The organism is Saccharothrix obliqua (genome assembly GCF_019375475.1).
In the GTDB taxonomy this organism is placed as follows: Bacteria; Actinomycetota; Actinomycetes; order Mycobacteriales; family Pseudonocardiaceae; genus Actinosynnema; species Actinosynnema obliqua.
In genome coordinates, this window is record NZ_JAHXGQ010000024.1 from 1 (window position 1) to 18,856 (window position 18,856).

General features: G+C 72.5%; 20 protein-coding genes. 11 read left to right on the top strand and 9 right to left on the bottom strand.

Going from position 1 to position 18,856, the window contains the following annotated elements:
- Nucleotides 1-67: 67 nt before the first annotated feature.
- Both KZQ38_RS35505 and ppgK read right to left on the bottom strand, forming a co-directional pair.
- Nucleotides 68-1,372, bottom strand: a complete 1,305-nt coding sequence (locus KZQ38_RS35505) for an RNA polymerase sigma factor (RefSeq protein ID WP_308258743.1) — start codon at nucleotides 1,370-1,372, stop codon at nucleotides 68-70.
- 198 nt (nucleotides 1,373-1,570) lie between these two features.
- Complete coding sequence (ppgK, locus tag KZQ38_RS35510) at nucleotides 1,571-2,332, bottom strand: polyphosphate--glucose phosphotransferase (RefSeq protein ID WP_308258744.1); 762 nt, start codon at nucleotides 2,330-2,332, stop codon at nucleotides 1,571-1,573.
- 95 nt (nucleotides 2,333-2,427) lie between these two features.
- On the opposite strand from ppgK, the gene KZQ38_RS35515 reads away from it, so the two are divergent.
- Nucleotides 2,428-3,225 (top strand): inositol monophosphatase family protein, encoded by a 798-nt coding sequence (locus KZQ38_RS35515; RefSeq protein ID WP_257902982.1) that lies wholly within the window; start codon nucleotides 2,428-2,430, stop codon nucleotides 3,223-3,225.
- A gap of 77 nt (nucleotides 3,226-3,302) precedes the next feature.
- Here the strand turns inward: KZQ38_RS35515 and cei are convergent, their stop codons facing one another.
- A complete protein-coding gene (cei, locus tag KZQ38_RS35520) occupies nucleotides 3,303-4,001 on the bottom strand; it encodes an envelope integrity protein Cei (RefSeq protein ID WP_219448425.1) in 699 nt (232 codons plus the stop codon).
- A gap of 429 nt (nucleotides 4,002-4,430) precedes the next feature.
- On the opposite strand from cei, the gene KZQ38_RS35525 reads away from it, so the two are divergent.
- On the top strand, nucleotides 4,431-4,730 hold the full coding sequence (locus tag KZQ38_RS35525; RefSeq protein WP_121003693.1) for a DUF4193 domain-containing protein: 300 nt from the start codon (nucleotides 4,431-4,433) through the stop codon (nucleotides 4,728-4,730).
- Nucleotides 4,731-4,932: 202 nt separating this feature from the next.
- Here KZQ38_RS35525 and KZQ38_RS35530 read toward each other — a convergent pair whose 3' ends face one another.
- Complete coding sequence (locus KZQ38_RS35530; protein WP_308258745.1) at nucleotides 4,933-5,430, bottom strand: DUF3093 domain-containing protein; 498 nt, start codon at nucleotides 5,428-5,430, stop codon at nucleotides 4,933-4,935.
- A gap of 24 nt (nucleotides 5,431-5,454) precedes the next feature.
- On the opposite strand from KZQ38_RS35530, the gene dut reads away from it, so the two are divergent.
- Both dut and KZQ38_RS35540 read left to right on the top strand, forming a co-directional pair.
- Nucleotides 5,455-5,922 (top strand): dUTP diphosphatase, encoded by a 468-nt coding sequence (gene dut / locus KZQ38_RS35535; protein WP_219448426.1) that lies wholly within the window; start codon nucleotides 5,455-5,457, stop codon nucleotides 5,920-5,922.
- Nucleotides 5,923-5,928: 6 nt separating this feature from the next.
- Complete coding sequence (locus tag KZQ38_RS35540; RefSeq protein WP_219448427.1) at nucleotides 5,929-6,555, top strand: DUF3710 domain-containing protein; 627 nt, start codon at nucleotides 5,929-5,931, stop codon at nucleotides 6,553-6,555.
- Here KZQ38_RS35540 and KZQ38_RS35545 read toward each other — a convergent pair.
- On the bottom strand, nucleotides 6,552-7,238 hold the full coding sequence (locus KZQ38_RS35545) for an alpha/beta fold hydrolase (protein WP_219448428.1): 687 nt from the start codon (nucleotides 7,236-7,238) through the stop codon (nucleotides 6,552-6,554). The genes KZQ38_RS35540 and KZQ38_RS35545 overlap by 4 nt on opposite strands.
- A gap of 106 nt (nucleotides 7,239-7,344) precedes the next feature.
- On the opposite strand from KZQ38_RS35545, the gene KZQ38_RS35550 reads away from it, so the two are divergent.
- Together KZQ38_RS35550 and KZQ38_RS35555 are read left to right on the top strand one after the other, a co-directional pair.
- Complete coding sequence (locus tag KZQ38_RS35550; protein ID WP_219448429.1) at nucleotides 7,345-7,722, top strand: OB-fold nucleic acid binding domain-containing protein; 378 nt, start codon at nucleotides 7,345-7,347, stop codon at nucleotides 7,720-7,722.
- Nucleotides 7,719-8,417, top strand: coding sequence for a DUF3159 domain-containing protein (locus tag KZQ38_RS35555; protein ID WP_219448430.1), 699 nt, complete (start codon nucleotides 7,719-7,721; stop codon nucleotides 8,415-8,417). The genes KZQ38_RS35550 and KZQ38_RS35555 overlap by 4 nt, the downstream gene beginning before the upstream one ends.
- Nucleotides 8,418-8,421: 4 nt before the next feature.
- On the opposite strand, the gene KZQ38_RS35560 is transcribed toward KZQ38_RS35555, so the two are convergent.
- The 4 genes from KZQ38_RS35560 to KZQ38_RS35575 form a co-directional block, all read right to left on the bottom strand.
- Nucleotides 8,422-8,586: a DUF397 domain-containing protein gene (locus KZQ38_RS35560; RefSeq protein ID WP_219448431.1), complete on the bottom strand. Its 165-nt coding sequence runs from the start codon at nucleotides 8,584-8,586 to the stop codon at nucleotides 8,422-8,424.
- Nucleotides 8,583-9,428, bottom strand: a complete 846-nt coding sequence (locus tag KZQ38_RS35565; protein WP_219448432.1) for a helix-turn-helix domain-containing protein — start codon at nucleotides 9,426-9,428, stop codon at nucleotides 8,583-8,585. Before KZQ38_RS35565 ends, KZQ38_RS35560 begins: the two co-directional genes overlap by 4 nt.
- Before the next feature lie 790 nt (nucleotides 9,429-10,218).
- Entirely contained in the window at nucleotides 10,219-10,875 is a 657-nt protein-coding gene (locus KZQ38_RS35570) for a potassium channel family protein (RefSeq protein ID WP_219448433.1), read from the bottom strand.
- 1 nt (nucleotide 10,876) lies between these two features.
- Nucleotides 10,877-11,539: a potassium channel family protein gene (locus tag KZQ38_RS35575; RefSeq protein ID WP_219448434.1), complete on the bottom strand. Its 663-nt coding sequence runs from the start codon at nucleotides 11,537-11,539 to the stop codon at nucleotides 10,877-10,879.
- An 83-nt stretch (nucleotides 11,540-11,622) separates the two neighbouring features.
- Between KZQ38_RS35575 and KZQ38_RS35580 the strand changes: the two genes are divergently transcribed.
- The 5 genes from KZQ38_RS35580 (at nucleotide 11,623) to KZQ38_RS35600 (ending at nucleotide 18,736) form a co-directional block, all read left to right on the top strand.
- Complete coding sequence (locus KZQ38_RS35580) at nucleotides 11,623-13,647, top strand: APC family permease (RefSeq protein WP_219448435.1); 2,025 nt, start codon at nucleotides 11,623-11,625, stop codon at nucleotides 13,645-13,647.
- Nucleotides 13,644-14,873, top strand: a complete 1,230-nt coding sequence (locus KZQ38_RS35585) for a class I SAM-dependent RNA methyltransferase (protein ID WP_219448436.1) — start codon at nucleotides 13,644-13,646, stop codon at nucleotides 14,871-14,873. Before KZQ38_RS35580 ends, KZQ38_RS35585 begins: the two co-directional genes overlap by 4 nt.
- Before the next feature lie 72 nt (nucleotides 14,874-14,945).
- Nucleotides 14,946-16,847 (top strand): 1-deoxy-D-xylulose-5-phosphate synthase, encoded by a 1,902-nt coding sequence (gene dxs, locus KZQ38_RS35590; RefSeq protein WP_219448437.1) that lies wholly within the window; start codon nucleotides 14,946-14,948, stop codon nucleotides 16,845-16,847.
- A gap of 69 nt (nucleotides 16,848-16,916) precedes the next feature.
- Nucleotides 16,917-17,603: a response regulator transcription factor gene (locus KZQ38_RS35595; RefSeq protein WP_219448438.1), complete on the top strand. Its 687-nt coding sequence runs from the start codon at nucleotides 16,917-16,919 to the stop codon at nucleotides 17,601-17,603.
- A gap of 62 nt (nucleotides 17,604-17,665) precedes the next feature.
- Nucleotides 17,666-18,736: a sensor histidine kinase gene (locus KZQ38_RS35600; RefSeq protein WP_308258746.1), complete on the top strand. Its 1,071-nt coding sequence runs from the start codon at nucleotides 17,666-17,668 to the stop codon at nucleotides 18,734-18,736.
- The last annotated feature ends 120 nt before the right edge of the window (nucleotides 18,737-18,856 follow it).

The following is an 18,856-nucleotide window of genomic DNA, read 5'->3' on the forward strand; positions in this document are numbered from 1 at the left end:
TGTCCGGGCGGGCAAAAGCGGAGCGCCGGCGACCCCGAGGGGGTGCCGGCGCTCCGGTGGTCCGCGTCTAGTCCAGGTAGTCGCGCAACACCTGGGACCGCGACGGGTGGCGCAGCTTGGACATGGTCTTCGACTCGATCTGCCGGATGCGCTCACGCGTCACCCCGTAGACCTGGCCGATCTCGTCCAACGTCCGCGGCTGGCCGTCGGTCAGGCCGAAGCGCAGCCGGACGACGCCCGCCTCGCGCTCGGACAACGTCGCCAGCACCGACTGCAACTGGTCCTGGAGGAGGGTGAACGACACCGCGTCCACCGCCACCACGGCCTCGGAGTCCTCGATGAAGTCGCCGAGCTGGCTGTCGCCCTCGTCACCGATGGTCTGGTCCAGCGAGATGGGCTCACGCGCGTACTGCTGGATCTCCAGCACCTTCTCCGGCGTGATGTCCATTTCCTTCGCCAGCTCCTCCGGCGTGGGCTCGCGGCCCAGGTCCTGGAGCAGCTCGCGCTGGATGCGGCCGAGCTTGTTGATGACCTCGACCATGTGCACCGGGATGCGGATGGTGCGGGCCTGGTCGGCCATCGCGCGGGTGATGGCCTGGCGGATCCACCACGTGGCGTAGGTCGAGAACTTGTAGCCCTTGGTGTAGTCGAACTTCTCGACCGCGCGGATCAGACCGAGGTTGCCCTCCTGGATCAGGTCCAGGAACGCCATGCCGCGGCCGGTGTAGCGCTTGGCCAGCGACACCACCAGGCGGAGGTTGGCCTCCAGCAGGTGGTTCTTGGCGCGCTCGCCGTCGCGGACGATCCAGCGCAGGTCGCGGCGCAGCTGCGGGGTGAGCTTCTCGCTCTCCTCCTCGGCGCGGCGCACCCGCTCGGCGGCGTAGAGGCCGGCCTCGATGCGCTTGGCGAGTTCGACCTCCTCCTCCGCGTTGAGCAGGGCGACCTTGCCGATCTGCTTGAGGTAGGCGCGGACCGAGTCGGCGGAGGCGGTGAGTTCCGCGTCCTTGCGGGCCTGCCGCAGGGCCTCGGACTCCTCCTCGTCCCAGACGAAGTCGCCCTCGCCGGGCTTGGCCTCCTCCTCGGCGGGCTCGTCCTCGACGGGCTCGTCGATCAGTTCGACGTCGTCGACCAGGTCCTCTTCGCCGGGCACGCCCTCGATGTCGTCCGGCTCGTCGCCCTCGGTCGCCTTCTTGGCCTTCGCCGGTGCGGCACCGGCCTTGGCCGCCGTCTTGCGCGGCGCCCGCGTGGCCGTCTTGCCCGCCGCGGCGGTCTTCGCCGCCGGCTTCTTGGCCGGGGCCTTCCTCGCCGAGGTGGCCTTGGGCGTCTCCTCGGCGTCAGCCTTAGCTGCCTGAGTCGTCTTCGCGGCTGCCACGTACGCCCTTTCGCGACTGTCGATCAAGGCAAACCGAAGGGCGCGAACCTCGGTCGCCGGAGTACGGGGGAGAGCCCGCCGGATCGTTCGTCAGCGGGGCACCGTTCCATTGTAACGACGTGAATCGCGTGCCGATGCGCATCACCCGCATGAAAACCGCGCCGGCACGCGTTCTCGCAGCTAGGGAGCCCGCGAAAGTCAGGGCCGCGGACCGTGCGCCGCGGCCACCGCCGCGCCCACGATGCCCGCGTCGTTCTTCAGCGCCGCCGCCACGACCTCGGTCCGCACCTCCAGCAGCGGCAGCCACTTCTCCGCCTTCTTGCTGACCCCGCCGCCCGCGATGATCAGGTCCGGCCACACCAGGTCCTCCAGCACGCCGAGGTAGCGCGACACGCGTGGCGCCCACTCGGCCCAGCTCAGGCCCTTGTCCTCCTTCACGGAGGCGGCGGCGCGGGACTCCGCGTCGTGACCGTCCACCTCCAGGTGGCCGAACTCGGTGTTGGGCACGAGCCTGCCGTCCAGGAACACGGCGCTGCCGATGCCGGTGCCGAACGTCAGCAGCACCACCAGGCCGTCCCGGTCCCGGCCGGAGCCGAACCGCATCTCGGCGATGCCCGCCGCGTCCGCGTCGTTGAGCACCACGACGTCCTCGGTGGGCCGGCCGAGGCGACGTGCGAACAGCCCGGCGGCGTCCGTGCCGATCCACGACTTGTGCACGTTGGCGGCGGTGTGCGCGACACCGCGCTTGACCACGCACGGCAGCGTGACGCCCAGCGGGCCGTCCCAGCCGAACTTCTCGACGATCTCGGCGACCACGTCGGCGACCGCTTCCGGCGTCGACGGCTGCGGCGTGGCGATCCGCAGGCGCTCACCGTCCAGCGCACCCGCTTCCAGGTCCACGAGGCCGCCCTTGATGCCCGAGCCGCCGATGTCCACGCCGAACCCGCGGGTCATGCCCATCCCCGTGGTCCTTCCTACTCGATTCAGCAACCGTGGCCGAAGACACTAGCCTGCGTCCCGCTGATAGTCCCGTGCGAGTGACGCAGGAGGAACCGTTGCGCTCCGATCCGGCAGCACTGGTCGAAGTCGCCGTCCAAGTGGGGCGGGAGGCGGCCGACCTGGTGCGCGGCACGCGGTCCACGGCCGTCTCGTCGGTGGACACCAAGAGCACGATCACCGACGTGGTGACGGCGGCCGACCGGGCGTCCGAGCGGCTGGTGCGCGACCGCCTGGCGCGGCTGCGGCCGGGCGAGCCGGTGCTGGGCGAGGAGGAGGGCGGCGCGGTCGTCGAGGGCCTGACCTGGGTGGTGGACCCGATCGACGGCACCGTCAACTACCTGTACGGCATCCCGCACTACGCCGTGTCGATCGCCGCGCAGGTCGACGGCGTCTCCGTCGCGGCGGCGGTGCTGGAGCCCGCGAGCGGCCGGGTGTGGACGGCCGCGGCGGGCGGCGGCGCGTGGCTGGACGGCCGCCGGCTGGCGGTGTCGGAGGCGTCGCGGCTCGACGTGGCGCTGCTCGGGTACGGCTTCGCCTACCGGGCGGAGCGCAGGCAGCGGCAGGCGCGGGCGTGGGCGGGCCTCGCGGCGCGGGTCCGCGACATCCGGCGGACGGGCGCGGCGTCGCTGGACCTGTGCGCCGTGGCGGCGGGTCAGCTCGACGCCTACGCCGAGCACGGCCTCGGGCGGTGGGACTGGGCGGGTGGCGCGCTGCTGGCCCGGGAGGCGGGCGCCGTGGTGCTCCTGCCGGGCGAGGCGCCGGAACTCGGCGCGGACGCCACGTTCGCCGCCGCGCCGGGCATCGCGGACGACCTGGTCGCCGCGCTGGTGGAGGCCGGCTTCGGCGAGGTGTGATCCTCACCCGGTCGGGGGACGTCGGTTCGGGTGGACCTGCACGCCGGCTTTCACCCGTGTGCCGGTAGGGCCGGGTGTCAGCAGTGCACGTCGCGGGCGGCGTGCAGGTTGTCCGCGTTCACCGACGGGCTGCCGCGCTCGGCGACCTGGCCGCCCGGCTGCTCCGGGTGCTGCTCCACCCACGAGGTGAGCTGGTCGAGCACCTTGCGGGCGTCGTGGTTCGGCTTGACCTCGGTGAACTTCTTGCCGACCGCGACGTCCACGGTGGCGTCCTGCCGCTCGTCGCGCACGAGTTCCAGGCACGGCTCGATGATGCTCAGCGTGCGGGCCGCGCCCGCGCCGGGCGCGCCGAACCGGATCTGGCCGCGGCAGGTCATGTCCTGCGCCGGGTACACCGGGTCGTTGCCGGGCTCGGCGGCCTGCTTCAACCCCAGTTCGGCGAGCGTGGTCGAGACGAACTTCGCCTGGTTGCGCTGCGTGCTGGCGTTGAACACGCGGTAGTGCACCTCGTTCGCGGGCACCGGGTCGGTGCGGTCCAGCGCGTCGTGCGCCAGCACCGTGCCCAGTGCCGGGGCCGGCTGGCCGCCCGCGGCGGACGACGTCGCGCCGCCCGGAGTGTTGCACCGGATGGCGGCGTCCACGTCGTCGGCGTCGGCCAGCACGCGGTTCCACACCACGACCGCCGTGACGGCGAGCACCAGGAACAGCACGAGCGCCGGCAACGGCCGCCGCTTCCGGTACCGCGACGACCCGCTGCTCCCCGGACCGGGTCCCACGTCCGCCGACCTCCCCTGGCGTAGTGCTGTTGTGTGATCAGGCTATGCCGCTGCCCGTGATTCCGCGTCCCGGGGCCGGCCGTGGCCGACCGCAATCACCCGGTAGCGGACAGTGGGCGCGCTGCGGACGGATCTCCCCCCGGTCGCGCCGCGTGGGCGTGCCCACCGACAGCCTATCGGGCCAGCGTGCGAAGGGCCTGTCACCCGTCTGCTCAATTAGGGGGAACCCGGTGCACACCACCCCGATCAATGAGCTACCCTCTCGGCGCTCCGCGCGCTCCCGGACACCTGATGCGTCGACGTACAGGGGGTTGGCGCCCGGCCGCGCGGGCGAGACCTCCGTCACTGGGGACGGAGGGCACAAACAGGGGCGCTGGTGCGTTAACCAGCGACACGAACAGTCTCCGTTGACCGCAGGGGTGAAAAGAAATGGCGACCGACTACGACGCGCCGCGTCGCAGCGAGGCGGACGAACTCGCTGAGGACTCCCTTGAGGAGCTGAAGGCGCGGCGCAACGAAACGCAGTCCGGGGTCGTCGACATCGACGAGGACGCGTCGGCCGAGAACTTCGAGCTGCCGGGCGCCGACCTGTCCGGTGAAGAACTCACGTTCAAGGTGCTGCCCAAGCAAGCCGACGAGTTCACGTGCTCGAAGTGCTTCCTGGTGCACCACCGCAGCCGCCTCGCCGAGGAAGTGAACGGCCAGTACATCTGCCGCGACTGCGCCTGACCAGCGCGGACGGATCACTGCCGACCGACGACCCCGCTCCACCAGCAAGACCGCGCTCCACCGGCAGGACCACGCTCGACCGGCAAGACCCGTTCCTGGGCGCTCACCCCAACCGCCGGGGTGGCGCCCAGACGCGTTTGACCGCGCGGTGCGAGTGATGCTCGGTTTTCGCCCGCGTCGACCTGTACCCACCCCTGCGGACTCAGCCCTTCGCGGCCTCCAGCGCGGCGACCAGCTCCTCCGGCGACCGGACGCTGAACTGCCAGTACGGCGTGGGGTCGGCCGGGTCCTCCAGCGCGACCCGCACCATCGGCCCGACCCAGCCCCGGTGCGTGACGAACGCGCGCGGGTCCAGGTGCGGCCCCATCGCCTTCCGCTTCGACTTCGCGTCGAACACCTCGATGTCGCCCAAGAGGGTGATAGGCACGTGTGCCTGGCCGACCTTCAGCTCCCCGTCGGACACCTCGACCTTCGTCGAGCCCATCCGCCACAGCAGCAGCACGGCCAGCGGCACCATGAGCACGTACGGCAGCCATGAGCGCACGCCCGGGAACCCCATGTGGATCTCGGCGGACAGCAGCGCCGCGGCGGCCAGCGGCAGCGGCCAGCCCCACCACGGCACGTACAGGCGCTCCCGGAAGCGCACCTCCGGGACGCGCGCGGAACTGGAGGTCGGGGCGGGCACGGCGCTATCGCTCACGCCACCAGGGTAGTCTCGCGCGCCGTGCCCAGCGTCGAGGTCCTGCTGTCCCGGGTCGACCCGTCCGTGCCGCTGCCGTCGTACGCCAGACCGGGCGACGCGGGCGCCGACCTCGTCACCACGCGGGACGTGGTGATCGAGCCGGGTGCGCGCGAGGTCGTCGGCACGGGCGTGGCGATCGCGCTGCCCGTCGGCTACGCGGCCTTCGTGCACCCCCGCAGCGGGCTCGCGGCCCGGGTCGGCCTGAGCGTGGTCAACGCGCCGGGGACGATCGACGCCGGCTTTCGCGGCGAGATCAAGGTATGTCTGATCAACCACGACCCGCGCGAGCCGATCACCCTCCGCCGAGGTGACCGGATCGCCCAGCTCGTGGTGCAGAAGGTGGAACACGCGGTGTTCCGCGAGGTCGAACACCTGCCCGCCTCGGATCGGGGCACGGGCGGCTACGGCTCTACAGGCGGGCACGACGTGCTCGCCCGGACAGAAGGGTAAGAGGCGATGTTCGGACGGCGCCGCAAGCGCGGTAGGCACTCCGCGAACCGGGGGACGGCGCAACCCGAGGGCGACTTCGTCGACGACGTCCCGGAGGACGGCCCCTACGACGAGGCGCAGGCACCCGACGACGGCCTGACCCGCCTCGACCTCGGCTCGATCCGGCTGCCGGTGCCCGACGGCGCCCAGCTCCAGGTCGAGATGGACCCGGCGGGCGCGGTGCGCGCCGTGCACCTGCTGACGCCGGTCGGCCAGCTCACGGTCAGCGCCTTCGCCGCCCCGAAGTCGGACCGGCTGTGGCCGGACGTGGGCGCGGAGCTGATCACGCAGCTCAAGGGCGACGGCTTCCGGATCAACCGGGAGAACGGCGACTGGGGCGAGGAGATCACCGCCCGCAACAACGAGGTGCACCTGCGGTTCGTCGGCGTCGACGGCCCGCGGTGGATGCTGCGCGGCGTGGCGGCGGCGCCGTCGGAGCAGCAGTCGGCGCAGGCCGTCGAGGCGCTGTACGAGCTGATGCGGCACACCGTGGTGGTCCGGGGCGTGCAGCCGATGCCCGTCCGCACGCCGCTGCCGATCGAGCTGCCGGAGGCCATCGCCCGCCACATCCAGACCCAGCAGCAGCAGGGCTAGCCACCGGCCGCGGCGCGGTAGGCGTCCAGGGCGGCCCGGCCCAGGGCCGCCCGGTCCGCGCCCACCGCGACCAGCGTCGTCGTGCGCAGCGCCGCCCGCGGCAGGGCGGCGTGCCACGCCTCGGCCACCTCCAGCGGGTGCACGGGGTCGTCCACGCACGCCGCGATGCCCACCGGCACGGCCAGGCCGCGCAGTTCCTCGGCGGTGGGCGCGGCGGACGCGGCGGCCTCGCGCAGCACGCCCGGCAGCGCCGCGCCGTACCGGGGCCAGGCACGCCGCAACTCGTCGCCGACCCAGCCGTCGACCCCGGCGAGCGCGGCGGCGAGTCCTTGACCGTCAACGGAGTCGGCGCTCGCCCGTGCCGCGAGTGCCGCGGGCGCGCCGGCCGCCGGCCCCGTCCACGCGGGCAGCGCGACCACCACGCCCGCGCACCGCTCCGGGTACCGGACCGCCCACCGCGCCGCGATGTGCGCGCCCAGCGACACACCACCCACGACCAGCGGTTTTCCCCGCCACGCGGCGTCCAGGGCGGCGAAGTGCGCGGCCACCGACCGTGATTCCGGCGCGACCAGCGCGAGGCCCGCCGCCACGCACGGACCCGCGAACACGGACCGCACGAACACCTCGTCGGAACCGGTGCCGGGCAGGCCGACGAACGTCGCGGGGAAGTCCTCCGAAGTCATGGGTTCAGATCCTCCCCCGGTCGGATACCCGTTCGGGTGTACCCGGTTACGCTGGACTCGGACGGGCTTCGCTGTCGAGGCCCACGGATGCACCCAGGAGTCGGGGATGACCAACACTGGGGGCGGCTACTGGCGCCGCCTCGTGCGTCGGCTGACCACCGACGTCAGCGAGCTGGACGCCGACGACCTCTCCCGAAAAGCCGTGGAGGTCGGCGCCGTCCGCGCGTGTGACTGCAAGTCCGGCCAGGAGGTGACGGTCCTCGGTCGGCTGCGCAGCGTCGAGTTGTGCCCCCGGGACGCCGCTGCCACCCTCGAGGCCGAGCTGTACGACGGCACCGAGGGCGTGACCCTCGTCTGGCTGGGGCGCAGGCGCATCGCGGGCATCGAACCGGGGCGCACCATCAAGGCGCGCGGTCGGATCGCCGTCCGCGACGGCCGCAAGGTGCTCTACAACCCCTACTACGAGTTGCAGAACGCTTCATGACACAAACCGAATCAGAGAAGCAGCCGACCCTGCTGGAGCAGATGGGCGGCGTCAGCGGACTGCTCTACTCGTCGCTGCCGGTGGTCGTCTTCGTCCTGGTGAACGCCTTCGCGGGGCTGATGCCCGCGATCTGGGGCGCGTTGGGGTCCGCCGTCGTCATCGGCATCGTGCTGGCGGTGCGGAAGGGCTCCATCCAGCCCGCCATCTCGGCGGTGATGGGCGTGGGCGTCGCGGCGTTCATCGCCTACCGGACCGGGGACGCCAAGGGCTTCTTCCTGTTCGGGATCTGGCAGAGCCTCGTGTACGCGGGCGGCTTCGTGCTGTCCATCCTGGTCCGCTGGCCGCTGGCCGGCGTCATCTGGAACATGCTCAACGGGCAGGGCACGGCGTGGCGGAAGAACCGCGCGTCGGTCCGCGACTACGACATCGCCACCCTGGTGTGGGCGCTGGTGTTCGCGTCCCGGTTCGTGGTGCAGCGGTGGCTGTACGACGAGGCGTCCGTGGGGTGGTTGGCGACGGCGAAGCTCGCCATGGGCTACCCGCTGATGGCCGTCGCGCTGGTCGCGACCGTCTGGGCGGTGCGCCGCTCCGACCGCCGCCTGAAGGCCGAGCAGGCCGAGGCGGAGGCGGCGGACAAGGCCGCCGAGGAGCGCCTGCGCACCCGGTACGACGGGACACCCGCCGGGGAGCACTGAGGCGTCACCTCTTCAGGGCGTCCCGGAACGCCGCGAAGCGGGTCGCCGGGAAGGCGAGTGCGGGGCCGGTGGCGTTCTTGGCGTCCCGCACCCGTGCTCCCGTCGCGGTGAGGCGCACCTCCACGCAGGCGTTCGTCTGGTTGCTCCGGCTGCTCTTGCGCCAGGTCATCCCATCTCCTTCGCGGCCTGCCGGATGAACTCGCGGGAGTCCGCCGGGCTCAGGGCCCGCTCCGCCGAGCCGGCGAAGGCGACGGCGTACTCGTGGACCTGCCGGCGGCGGTCCAGGAGCGTCGTGGACGTCAGGTTCTCCTGGTACACCAGGTCCGGCAGGTGCGTGGACGCGAACGACAGCAGGTGGAACGAGCCGCCGAGCGCCGGGTAGCCGCCGACGCCGAACGGCAGGACGCGGATCTCCACGCGGTCCGACATGGCGACGAGGTGCGTGAGCTGGGCGCGCATCGTCACCGCCCCGCCGATCCGGTGACGCAGCACCGCCTCGTCCAGCAGCACCACCAGTTCGATCGGGTCCTCACCGCCGAGCCGCCGCTGCCGCGCCAGCCGTGCTTCGAGCCGGGGTTCGACCTCGGTCAGCCGGTTGTACGGCGCGCCGGTCGTGAGCACGGCGGTCGCGTAGTCGGCCGTTTGCAGCGGGCCGGGCACGAAGCAGCTCTCGTGGACGCGCAGGGTCGCCGCGGCGTGCTCGAAGCCGACGTACCGCATGAAGTCCTCGCCGAACAGCCAGCCGTACTGGTGGTACCAGTCCCGCCGCTCCGCCCGCTCCCGCAACGCGCCCAGCTCGGCCGACTCCTGCTCGCCCAGCTCGTACCGGTGGAGCAGCTTGCCGAGGTTGACCGCCGTGATCTTCTTCCGGCCGGTTTCCACCGCGGACAGGTTCGGCTGCTGCATCCCCACCGCCCTGGCCGCCCCGCCCACCGACAGGCCGGCCCGCTCCCGCAGCTCCCGCAGGCGCAACCCCAGTTCCCACGCGGCCGCGATCGCCGATGACGCCATGGGACCAGTTTCGCCGGGTGGGTCGGGCATGGATAGTCACCCGATTGTGCAATGGAGTCGGATATGTATTTGTCGTAGGCTTGATTTGCGGGAGCGGAATGCGGGGATGGCGTGGCTTCGCTGGTCGGCGCGGGGGAGGGGCGGCTGGTGGGACGGCTGGCCTTGCCTGGCAGGGTGGTCGGGCGGTGCCGGCACGGCTGCTTGATTTCGGGTCGAATTGCTCGGCTTGATTGCTGTGCCGGGCTCGGTTGCTTTATCCGGCCGTGCGGGGTTGGTTTTGCCGGAGTGCCTGGCGAGCCGGAGTGCGCGGTGGCCCGACGCGCGCTTGCCGGTGCGGGCTCGCCGGTGCTGGGTCGCCGGTGCCGCCTGTCTGTGCCTGCCCGGGGTTGCCCTATCCGCCGATCCGGCCCGGCCCGACCGCGGTCCGCTGGCCACACCATGCGTCGCCTGGGGCCGTCTGGCTCGCCGACCCGTCTGCCCCGCCCTGTCCGAGCCTGGCCGTCCGACCCGAACACACCCGCCCGACCCGCGCCCGGCTCCGCCCCGTCCCGCGCCCGACCCGCGCCCGGCCCCGACCCGCCGCCCGGCCCGTCCCGGGGCCGCCTTGCCGGCATCGGGCCATCGGCCGCAGCTCGCCTCGCTCGTCGGGCCGCCCGGTCGGCCCCGGCCCATCCGTCCGGCCCATCCGTCCGGCCTGGCCCCGGCCCGTCCGACTCCGGTCCCGCCCGTCCGGTGTCACCCGCTGTGCCGATCCCGGCCCATCTTCGTCAGGCGGGCTCCGACAACCCGGTCAGTACCCCAGCGCGGAACGGATCTCGCGTTCCACGTCGGCTGCCGCGACGAACAGCAGTTCGTCACCGCCCTCCAAGGTGTCGTCCGGCGTCGGCACGATCACCCGCCCGCCGCGCAGGATGGTCACCAGCGCGGCATCCCGCGGCAGGGCCAGCGCGTTCACCGGCGAGCCGCCCAGCGGGGTGTCTTCGGGGAGGGTTATCTCGACCAGGTTGGCCTGCCCCTGGCGCAGGGTCATCAGCCGGACGACGTCCCCGACCGTCACCGCCTCCTCCACCAACGCCGACAGGATGCGCGGCGTCGACACGGCGACGTCCACGCCCCACGACTCGGTGAACAGCCACTCGTTCGTCGGGTTGTTCACCCGCGCCACGACCCGCCGCACGGCGAACTCCGTCTTCGCCAGCAGCGACACCACGAGGTTGACCTTGTCGTCACCGGTCGCGGCGATGACGACGTCGCACAGCTGCATCCCGGCGTCCTCCAGGGAGGACAGCTCGCACGCGTCCGCCTGCACCCACTCGGCCTGCTCGACGGTGTGCGGCTCGAAGTGCGCCCGGTCCCGCTCGATCAGCATCACCTGGTGCCCGTCGGCGACCAGCTCCGCGGCTATGGAACGGCCGACCTGGCCCGCGCCCGCAATGGCGATCCGCACGTCACGCCTCCTCGGGCGAGTGGGCCGCGGCGGCGGCCACATCGGTCACGGTCCCCGACAGCGCCGCGACGTACACCACGTCGTCGGCCTGCAACAGGGTCTTCGAATCGGGCAGCACGCCGGTCCCGAACCGCATCACGAACGCCACCCGGCAACCCGTGGCGTCCTGGAAGTCGCGGACCGAGTGCCCCACCCAGTCCTCGTGCAGGTCCAGCGGCAGGACGGCGACCGTCCCGGACGGGTCCCGCCACGCCGTCGCCGCGCCCTCGGGCAGCAGCATCCGCAGGAACCGGTCGGTCGTCCACGGCACCGTCGCCACGGTCGGGATGCCCAACCGCTCGTACACGGCGGCCCGCTTCTCGTCGTAGATGCGTGCCACCACGGCCTCGACGCCGTACGTCTCACGCGCCACCCGCGCCGAGATGATGTTGGAGTTGTCGCCGCTGGAGACGGCCGCGAACGCGCCCGCCCGCTCGATGCCCGCCTCGATCAGCACCTTCTGGTCGAACCCGTTGCCGACCACCTGCTGACCGTGGAAGTCCGAGCCCAACCGCCGGAAGGACTGGGCGTCCTTGTCGATCACCGCGACCTGGTGGTCCAGGCGTTCCAGGGCCTTGGCCAGGGTCGAGCCCACCCGGCCGCAGCCCATGATCACCACGTGCACGAAAGCCTCCTGAACGACGCCTGGTGAGAACCTACCGACGATTACTCCAATGAGGGGACCCGGACCCCTTACGCTTTCCATCCGTGTCCAAGCTCGCAACCGCGGCCAAGCGCCTCCTGGTCGGCAGACCCTTCCGGAGCGATCGACTCGCCCACACCCTGCTGCCCAAGAGAATCGCCTTGCCGGTGTTCGCGTCGGACGCCATGTCGTCCGTCGCGTACGCGCCCGAGGAGATCTTCCTGGTCCTGTCCGCGGCCGGGTTGAGCGCCTACGCCATGGCCCCGTGGGTGGGCGTGGTCGTGGTCGTGGTGATGCTGACCGTGGTGGCCAGCTACCGGCAGAACGTGCGGGCCTACCCGTCCGGGGGCGGCGACTACGAGGTCGCGACGGTCAACATCGGGCCACGCGCCGGGCTCACCGTCGCGAGCGCCCTGCTGGTCGACTACATCCTCACGGTAGCCGTCTCCATCTCGTCCGCGGCGGCGAACATCGGCTCGGCCATCCCGTTCGTCGCCACCCACAAGGTGGAATTCGCGGTGGCGGCGATCGTCGTGCTGACCGCCGTCAACCTGCGTGGCATCCGCGAGTCGGGCTCGGCGTTCGCCATCCCGACCTACGCGTTCATGGCGGGCGTCCTGCTGATGATCGGCTACGGCCTCTTCCGGGGCCTGGTCGCGGGCGACGACATGCGCGCGGAGAGCGCGGGCTTCGAGCTGCGGGCCGAGGACGACCACCTGCTGGGCCTGGCGTTCGTGTTCCTCGTGCTGCGCGCGTTCTCGTCCGGCTGCGCCGCCCTGACCGGCGTGGAGGCGATCAGCAACGGCGTGCCCGCGTTCCGCAAGCCGAAGTCCCGGAACGCGGCCACCACGCTGCTGATGATGGGCCTGATCGCGGTGACGATGCTGATGGGCCTGATCGCGCTGGCCCAGATGACCGGCGTGAAGATGGCCGAGGACCCGGCGCACCAGCTGGTCAACGCGCCCGCGGGTTACGAGCAGAAGACCATGGTCGCCCAGATCGCGGGCGCCGTGTTCGACAGCTTCCCGGCCGGGTTCTTCTTCATCACGACCGTCACCGCGCTGATCCTGGTGCTCGCCGCGAACACCGCGTTCAACGGCTTCCCGGTGCTCGGCTCGATCCTCGCCCAGGACCGCTACCTGCCCCGCCAGCTGCACACCCGCGGCGACCGCCTGGCGTTCAGCAACGGCATCCTCTTCCTGTCCGGCGCGGCGGTCGTGCTGGTCATCGCGTTCGACGCCGAGGTCACCAAGCTCATCCAGCTCTACATCGTGGGCGTGTTCGTGTCGTTCACGATGAGCCAGTTCGGCATGATCCGGCACTGGAACCGGCTGCTCGCCGACGAGACCGACCCGGCGGCGCGCAACCGGATGCGCCGCTCGCAGGCGATCAACGCGTTCGGCCTGTTCATGACCGGTTCGGTGCTGATCGTCGTGCTCATCACCAAGTTCACCAAGGGCGCGTGGATCGCGATCGCCGCGATGGCCGCCATCTACGCCCTGATGACGGCGATCCGCCGGCACTACGACCGGGTCGCCGAGGAGCTGCGCCAGCAGGAGCGGCAGCGGCTGCTGCCCGCCCGCAACCACGCCATGGTGCTGGTCTCGACGCTGCACATGCCGACCCTGCGCGCCCTCGCCTACGCCAAGGCCACCCGTCCCGACGTGCTGGAAGCCGTCACGGTGAACGTCGACGACTCCGACACCCGCCGCCTGGTGCAGGATTGGGAGAAGGAGAACTTCAAGGTGCCGCTGAAGGTGATCGAGTCCCCCTACCGGGAGATCACCAAGCCGGTGCTCGACTACGTGAAGCGGGTGCGCACCGACAACCCGCGCGACGTCGTCACGGTGTTCATCCCGGAGTACGTGGTGGGCCGCTGGTGGGAGCAGTTCCTGCACAACCAGAGCGCGCTGCGGCTCAAGGGCAGGCTGCTGTTCCAGCCCGGGGTGATGGTCACCAGCGTGCCGTGGCAGTTGGCGTCGTCGACGAAGGTGACCCACAAGGACGTGGTCGCGCCCGGAGCCATCCGGCGCGGCCTGGACAAGCGCGGGCGGGGCGCACCCCGCCCCGAGAAGCGGGACGGCAAGTGACGACCACCTGGGTGCGGCGGCTCATCGACGTCGAGGTCGGCGCGGTGGCGCACGGCGGGCACTGCGTCGCACGGCACGAGGGCCGCGTGGTCTTCGTCCGGCACGCGCTGCCCGGCGAACGGGTCCGGGTGCGGATCACCGAGGACACCGGCGGGTCGTTCTGCCGGGGCGACGCCGTCGAGGTGCTCCAGGCATCGCCCGACCGCGTGACGCCGCCCTGCCCGTTCGCGGGACCCGGCCGGTGCGGCGGCTGCGACTGGCAGCACGCCTCGTGGCCCGCCCAGCGGGAGCTGAAGGCCGCCGTGGTGGCCGAGCAGCTCCAACGGCTGGCCAAGCTCGACCGGGAGGTCGTCGTCGAGGCCCTGCCCGGTGGGCCGGAAGACTGGCGCACCCGCGTGCGGATGGTCGTGGGTCCGGACGGCCGCGCCGGGTTCCGCGCCCACCGCAGCCACGACGTCGTGCCGGTGGACCACTGCGTGATCGCCGCGCCCGGCGCGCTGGACGACGTGGTCGACCGGTCCTGGCCGCCCGGCGCGGAGCTGGTCGTCACGCGGGACGCGGGCGCGCGGGTGCACGTGACCGAGATCGGGCCGCCCACGCGGCGGCGTGGTCGCCCCGTGCCCGGACCGGCCCGCCGCCGCGCCGGCAGCGGCACCGCCGCCGAACTCGCCGCCGGCCGCGCCTGGAACCTGCGGGCCGACGGCTTCTGGCAGGTCCACCCGGCCGCCGCCGACGCGCTCGCCGCCGTGGTCCGCGAGTGGGCCGCCGCCCGGCCCGGCGACCACGCCTGGGACCTGTACGGCGGGGTCGGCCTGTTCGCGGCCGTGCTGGCCGAGCAGGTCGGCGCGACCGGTTCGGTGGCCGTGGTCGAGTCCGCGGGCCGGGCCGTCGAGGACGGCCGCGTCAACCTGGCCGACCTGCCGCAGGTGTCGTGGCACGCGGGGCGCACCGAGGCGGTCCTGGCGACGCCGGGGTTCACCGACCGGCGACCCGACGTCGTGGTGCTCGACCCGCCGCGCAAGGGCGCGGGCCGGGACGTGGTGGAGGCGATCGCCCGCAGCCGCCCGGACCGTGTGGTCTACGTCGCGTGCGACCCGGCCGCGCTGGCTCGCGACATCGCCTCGTTCGCCACGCACGGGTACGAGTTGGCGCAGCTCAGGGCGTTCGACGCGTTCCCGATGACGCACCACGTCGAGTGCGTCGCCCTGCTGACCCCCGTTCGCTGAGCGTCGTCTCAGCCCGTGGTCCGTAGACTGACCGGACGATCGGGGTAGCCAACCACAGGGCGAGGTGGAGCGGTGACGCTGCTGGAATCCGTGCACGGTCCGGCGGATCTGAAACGGCTGGAGCACGAGGAGCTGGAGCGGCTCGCCGAGGAGATCCGGCGGTTCCTGGTCGACAAGGTGTCCCGGACCGGCGGGCACCTCGGGCCCAACCTGGGCGTCGTCGAGCTGACCATGGCCGTGCACCGGGTGTTCGACTCGCCGCGCGACCCGGTCGTGTTCGACACCGGCCACCAGAGCTACGTGCACAAGATCCTCACCGGTCGGCGGGCCGAGTTCGACACGCTCCGGCAGAAGGGCGGCCTGTCCGGCTACCCGTCGCGGTCGGAGAGCGAGCACGACGTGGAGGAGAACAGCCACGCCTCCACCGCCCTGTCCTACGCGGACGGGCTGGCCAAGGCGTTCCAGCTCACCGGCAAGCGGGGCCACGTGGTCGCCGTCGTCGGCGACGGCGCGCTCACCGGCGGCATGTGCTGGGAGGCGTTGAACAACATCGCCGCCGGCCGCGACCGGTCCGTGGTGATCGTGGTCAACGACAACGGCCGGTCCTACTCGCCGACCATCGGCGGCCTCGCCGACCACCTGGCGTCGCTGCGCCTCCAGCCCGGCTACGAGCGCGCCCTGGAACGCGGCAAGACCGCACTCCAGAACGCGCCGATCGTCGGCAAGCCCCTCTACGCGGCCCTGCACGCGACCAAGCGCGGCATCAAGGACGCCCTCAGCCCGCAGGCCATGTTCGAAGACCTCGGCCTGAAGTACATCGGGCCGGTCGACGGCCACGACCTGCTCGCCCTGGAGTCGGCGTTGCGCCGGGCCAAGTCGTTCGGCGGGCCGGTCATCGTGCACACCGTCACCCGCAAGGGCAACGGCTTCGCGCCCGCCGAGAACCACGAGGCCGACCAGATGCACGCCACCGGCGTCATCGACCCCATCACCGGGGAGAACGTCGGCCCGGCCAAGCGCACCTGGACCCACGTGTTCGCCGACGAACTCGCCGCCCTCGGCACCGAGCGGCCCGACATCGTCGCCATCACCGCCGCCATGCGCGGTCCCACGGGCCTGGACAAGTTCGCGAACCTGCACCCGGAGCGCTGCTTCGACGTGGGCATCGCCGAGCAGCACGCCATGACCTCCGCCGCGGGCCTGGCCATGGGCGGCCTGCACCCGGTGGTCGCGGTGTACGCGACGTTCCTCAACCGGGCGTTCGACCAGCTCCTGATGGACGTCGCCATGCACCGCCAGGGCGTCACGGTCGTGCTCGACCGGTCCGGCATCACCGGCCCCGACGGCGCGTCCCACCACGGCATGTGGGACCTGTCGGTGTGCGGCATGGTCCCCGGCATCCACGTGGCCGCGCCGCGGGACGCCGCCACCCTCCGCGAAGAGCTGCGCGAGGCGGTGGCGATCTCCGACGCGCCGTCCGTGGTCCGCTACCCGAAGGCGGCCGTCGGCGACGACCTGCCCGCGTTGGAACGCGTGGGCGCCGTCGACGTCCTCAGCCGCACCGGTGACGAGGACGTGCTGCTGGTCGCCGTGGGCGCGTTCGGCGCGCTCGGCGTCGCCGCCGCCCAGCGGCTCGCCGACCAGGGCATCGGTGTCACCGCGGTCGACCCGCGCTGGGTGTTCCCGGTGCCCGGCGACCTGGTGGAGTTGGCCCGCCGGCACCGCCTCGTGGTCACCGTCGAGGACAACGGCAGGCACGGCGGGTTCGGCTGGGCGCTGGCCGCCGCGCTGCGTGACGCGGGCGTCGACGTGCCGCTGCGCGACCTGGGCATCCCGCAGGCGTTCCACGAGCACGGCGAGCGTGCCGAGGTGCTCGCCGAGCTGGGCCTGACCGCGCAGGACGTGGCCCGGCGGATCACCGAGTGGGTCGTCGCGGGCGAACCCGCCGAGGTCGGCGCGACCGCGGAGAAGTGACCGGAGCCCTCGCGTCGCGGGCCGGGTCTCGCTAAGCCGCCTCTCAGGCGGGTGTGGCACCTTTGTGTGGTGCGGATCCTGGTAGTCGAGGACGAGGTGCCGCTGGCCGACGCGATCGCGCGTGGCCTGCGGCGCGAGGGCATGGCGGTCGACGTCGCCTACGACGGCGCGACCGGCCACGAGAAGTCGACCGTGACCCGGTACGACGTGGTCGTGCTGGACCGCGACCTGCCGCGGATGACCGGTGACGAGCTGTGCCGGGAGATCCTCGCCTCCGGCGCCCTCACCAGGGTCATGATGCTCACCGCCAGCGCCGGCGTGGACGACCGCGTCGCCGGGCTGTCCCTGGGCGCCGACGACTACCTGGCCAAACCCTTCGCGTTCCCCGAGCTGGTGGCCCGGGTACGCGCCCTCGCGCGCCGCGCCACCCCCGCCACGCCGCCGCTGCTCGCGGCCCGCGACGTGGAGCTGGACCCGGCGCGCCGCACCGTGCGGCGCGCGGGCCGGCCGGTCGAGCTGACCCGCAAGGAGTTCGGCGTGCTGGAGGTCCTGCTCGCCGCCAAGGGCTCGGTGGTCAGCAGCGAGGAACTGCTGGAACGGGTGTGGGACGAGAACGCCGACCCGTTCACCACGACCGTGCGGGTCACCGTCATGACGTTGCGCAAGAAGCTGGGCGAACCCGGCATCATCGACACCGTCGTCGGCTCCGGCTACCGCGTGCCGACCGCGGGCGTCGGCGAGGAAGGCACGCGCTGAACGCCCTCCGGCGGCGCGGACCGGGGCTGCGGGTCCGCCTCACGTTCCTCGCCACCGGCCTGGTGGCGTTCGTCAGCGCGCTGCTGCTCCTGCTCGGCTGGATGCTGGTCGGCCGCGTGGTCGAGTCGTCGCCGCGGTTCCCGGAGGGCAGCACGGTGCGCGTCAACGGCGTCGACGTCGACGCGGGCGTGCTCGCCGAAGCGCTGGGCCGGCAGGCGCGGGACGACGTGCTCCGGTCCGGGACGCTCGCGTTCCTCTGCGTGGTGGCCGCCGCCGGGCTGCTCGCGTGGACCGTCACCGGGCGCGTGCTGCGGCCCGTGCACGAGGTGACCGGGGCGGCACGCAGGCTGTCCGCCGAATCGCTGGGTGAGCGGCTGCGCCTGACCGGTCCCCGGGACGAGGTCGCCGAGCTGGCCGACACGTTCGACGAGATGCTGGACCGGCTCCAGGCGGCGTTCGACTCCCAGCGGCGGTTCGTCGCCAACGCGTCGCACGAACTGCGCACACCCCTTTCCGTGATCCGCACCGAGCTGGACGTGACGCTCAGCGACCCGGACGCCGACGACGCGGAGCTGCGGCGCATGGCGGGTGTCGTGCGGTCGGCGACGGAGCGGGCGGAGCAGTTGGTGAGCGCGCTGCTGCTGCTCGCGCGCACGGACGGCATCGGGCTGGCGGTGCGGGAGCCGGTCGACCTGAACGCCGTCGTGGAGTCCGCGTGGCGGGCCGTGCGCGTGGAGGCGGAGGGCCGTCAGGTGCGGGCGTCGTTCGTGACCGCGCCCGCGCCCGCGGTGGGCGACCCGGCGTTGCTGGAGCGGATCGCCGGCAACCTGCTGGAGAACGCCGTGCGGCACAACGTGCCCGGTGGGTGGATCGAGGTGCGCACCGAGGGCGGGCCGGAGTGGACGTCGCTGCGGGTGTCGTCGTCGGGGCAGGTGATCCCGCCGGACCGGGTGGACGAGCTGTTCGAGCCGTTCCGCCGGGGTGGCGCGGACCGGACCGCGCGCACCGGGACCGGGCTCGGGCTGTCCATCGTCCGCGCCGCCGTCGCAGCTCACGAGGGTCGTGTGCAGGCGTTCGCGATCCCCGGCGGAGGGTTGTCCGTGCTGGTCCTGCTGCCCTCCGCGCCGCACTGAAAAGAAGTTCGCGTGGCCCCGGTCACACATGATCGGGTTCAGCGGTGACCACACGTAGTCCGACCTGCGCAAACACCCTCCTGGACCCCTGATTTGTATCTGCGTTGGGCGGCGTGTAAC

What these genes read in the sequence shown, in the direction of transcription:
- KZQ38_RS35550 (WP_219448429.1), top strand. Translation starts at nt 7,345, where the DNA reads ATGACCAACACTGGGGGCGGCTACTGGCGCCGCCTCGTGCGTCGGCTG.
- KZQ38_RS35560 (WP_219448431.1), bottom strand. Translation starts at nt 8,586, where the DNA reads ATGACCTGGCGCAAGAGCAGCCGGAGCAACCAGACGAACGCCTGCGTG.
- ppgK (WP_308258744.1), bottom strand. Translation starts at nt 2,332, where the DNA reads ATGGGCATGACCCGCGGGTTCGGCGTGGACATCGGCGGCTCGGGCATC.
- KZQ38_RS35565 (WP_219448432.1), bottom strand. Translation starts at nt 9,428, where the DNA reads ATGGCGTCATCGGCGATCGCGGCCGCGTGGGAACTGGGGTTGCGCCTG.
- KZQ38_RS35545 (WP_219448428.1), bottom strand. Translation starts at nt 7,238, where the DNA reads ATGACTTCGGAGGACTTCCCCGCGACGTTCGTCGGCCTGCCCGGCACC.
- KZQ38_RS35540 (WP_219448427.1), top strand. Translation starts at nt 5,929, where the DNA reads ATGTTCGGACGGCGCCGCAAGCGCGGTAGGCACTCCGCGAACCGGGGG.
- KZQ38_RS35525 (WP_121003693.1), top strand. Translation starts at nt 4,431, where the DNA reads ATGGCGACCGACTACGACGCGCCGCGTCGCAGCGAGGCGGACGAACTC.
- KZQ38_RS35555 (WP_219448430.1), top strand. Translation starts at nt 7,719, where the DNA reads ATGACACAAACCGAATCAGAGAAGCAGCCGACCCTGCTGGAGCAGATG.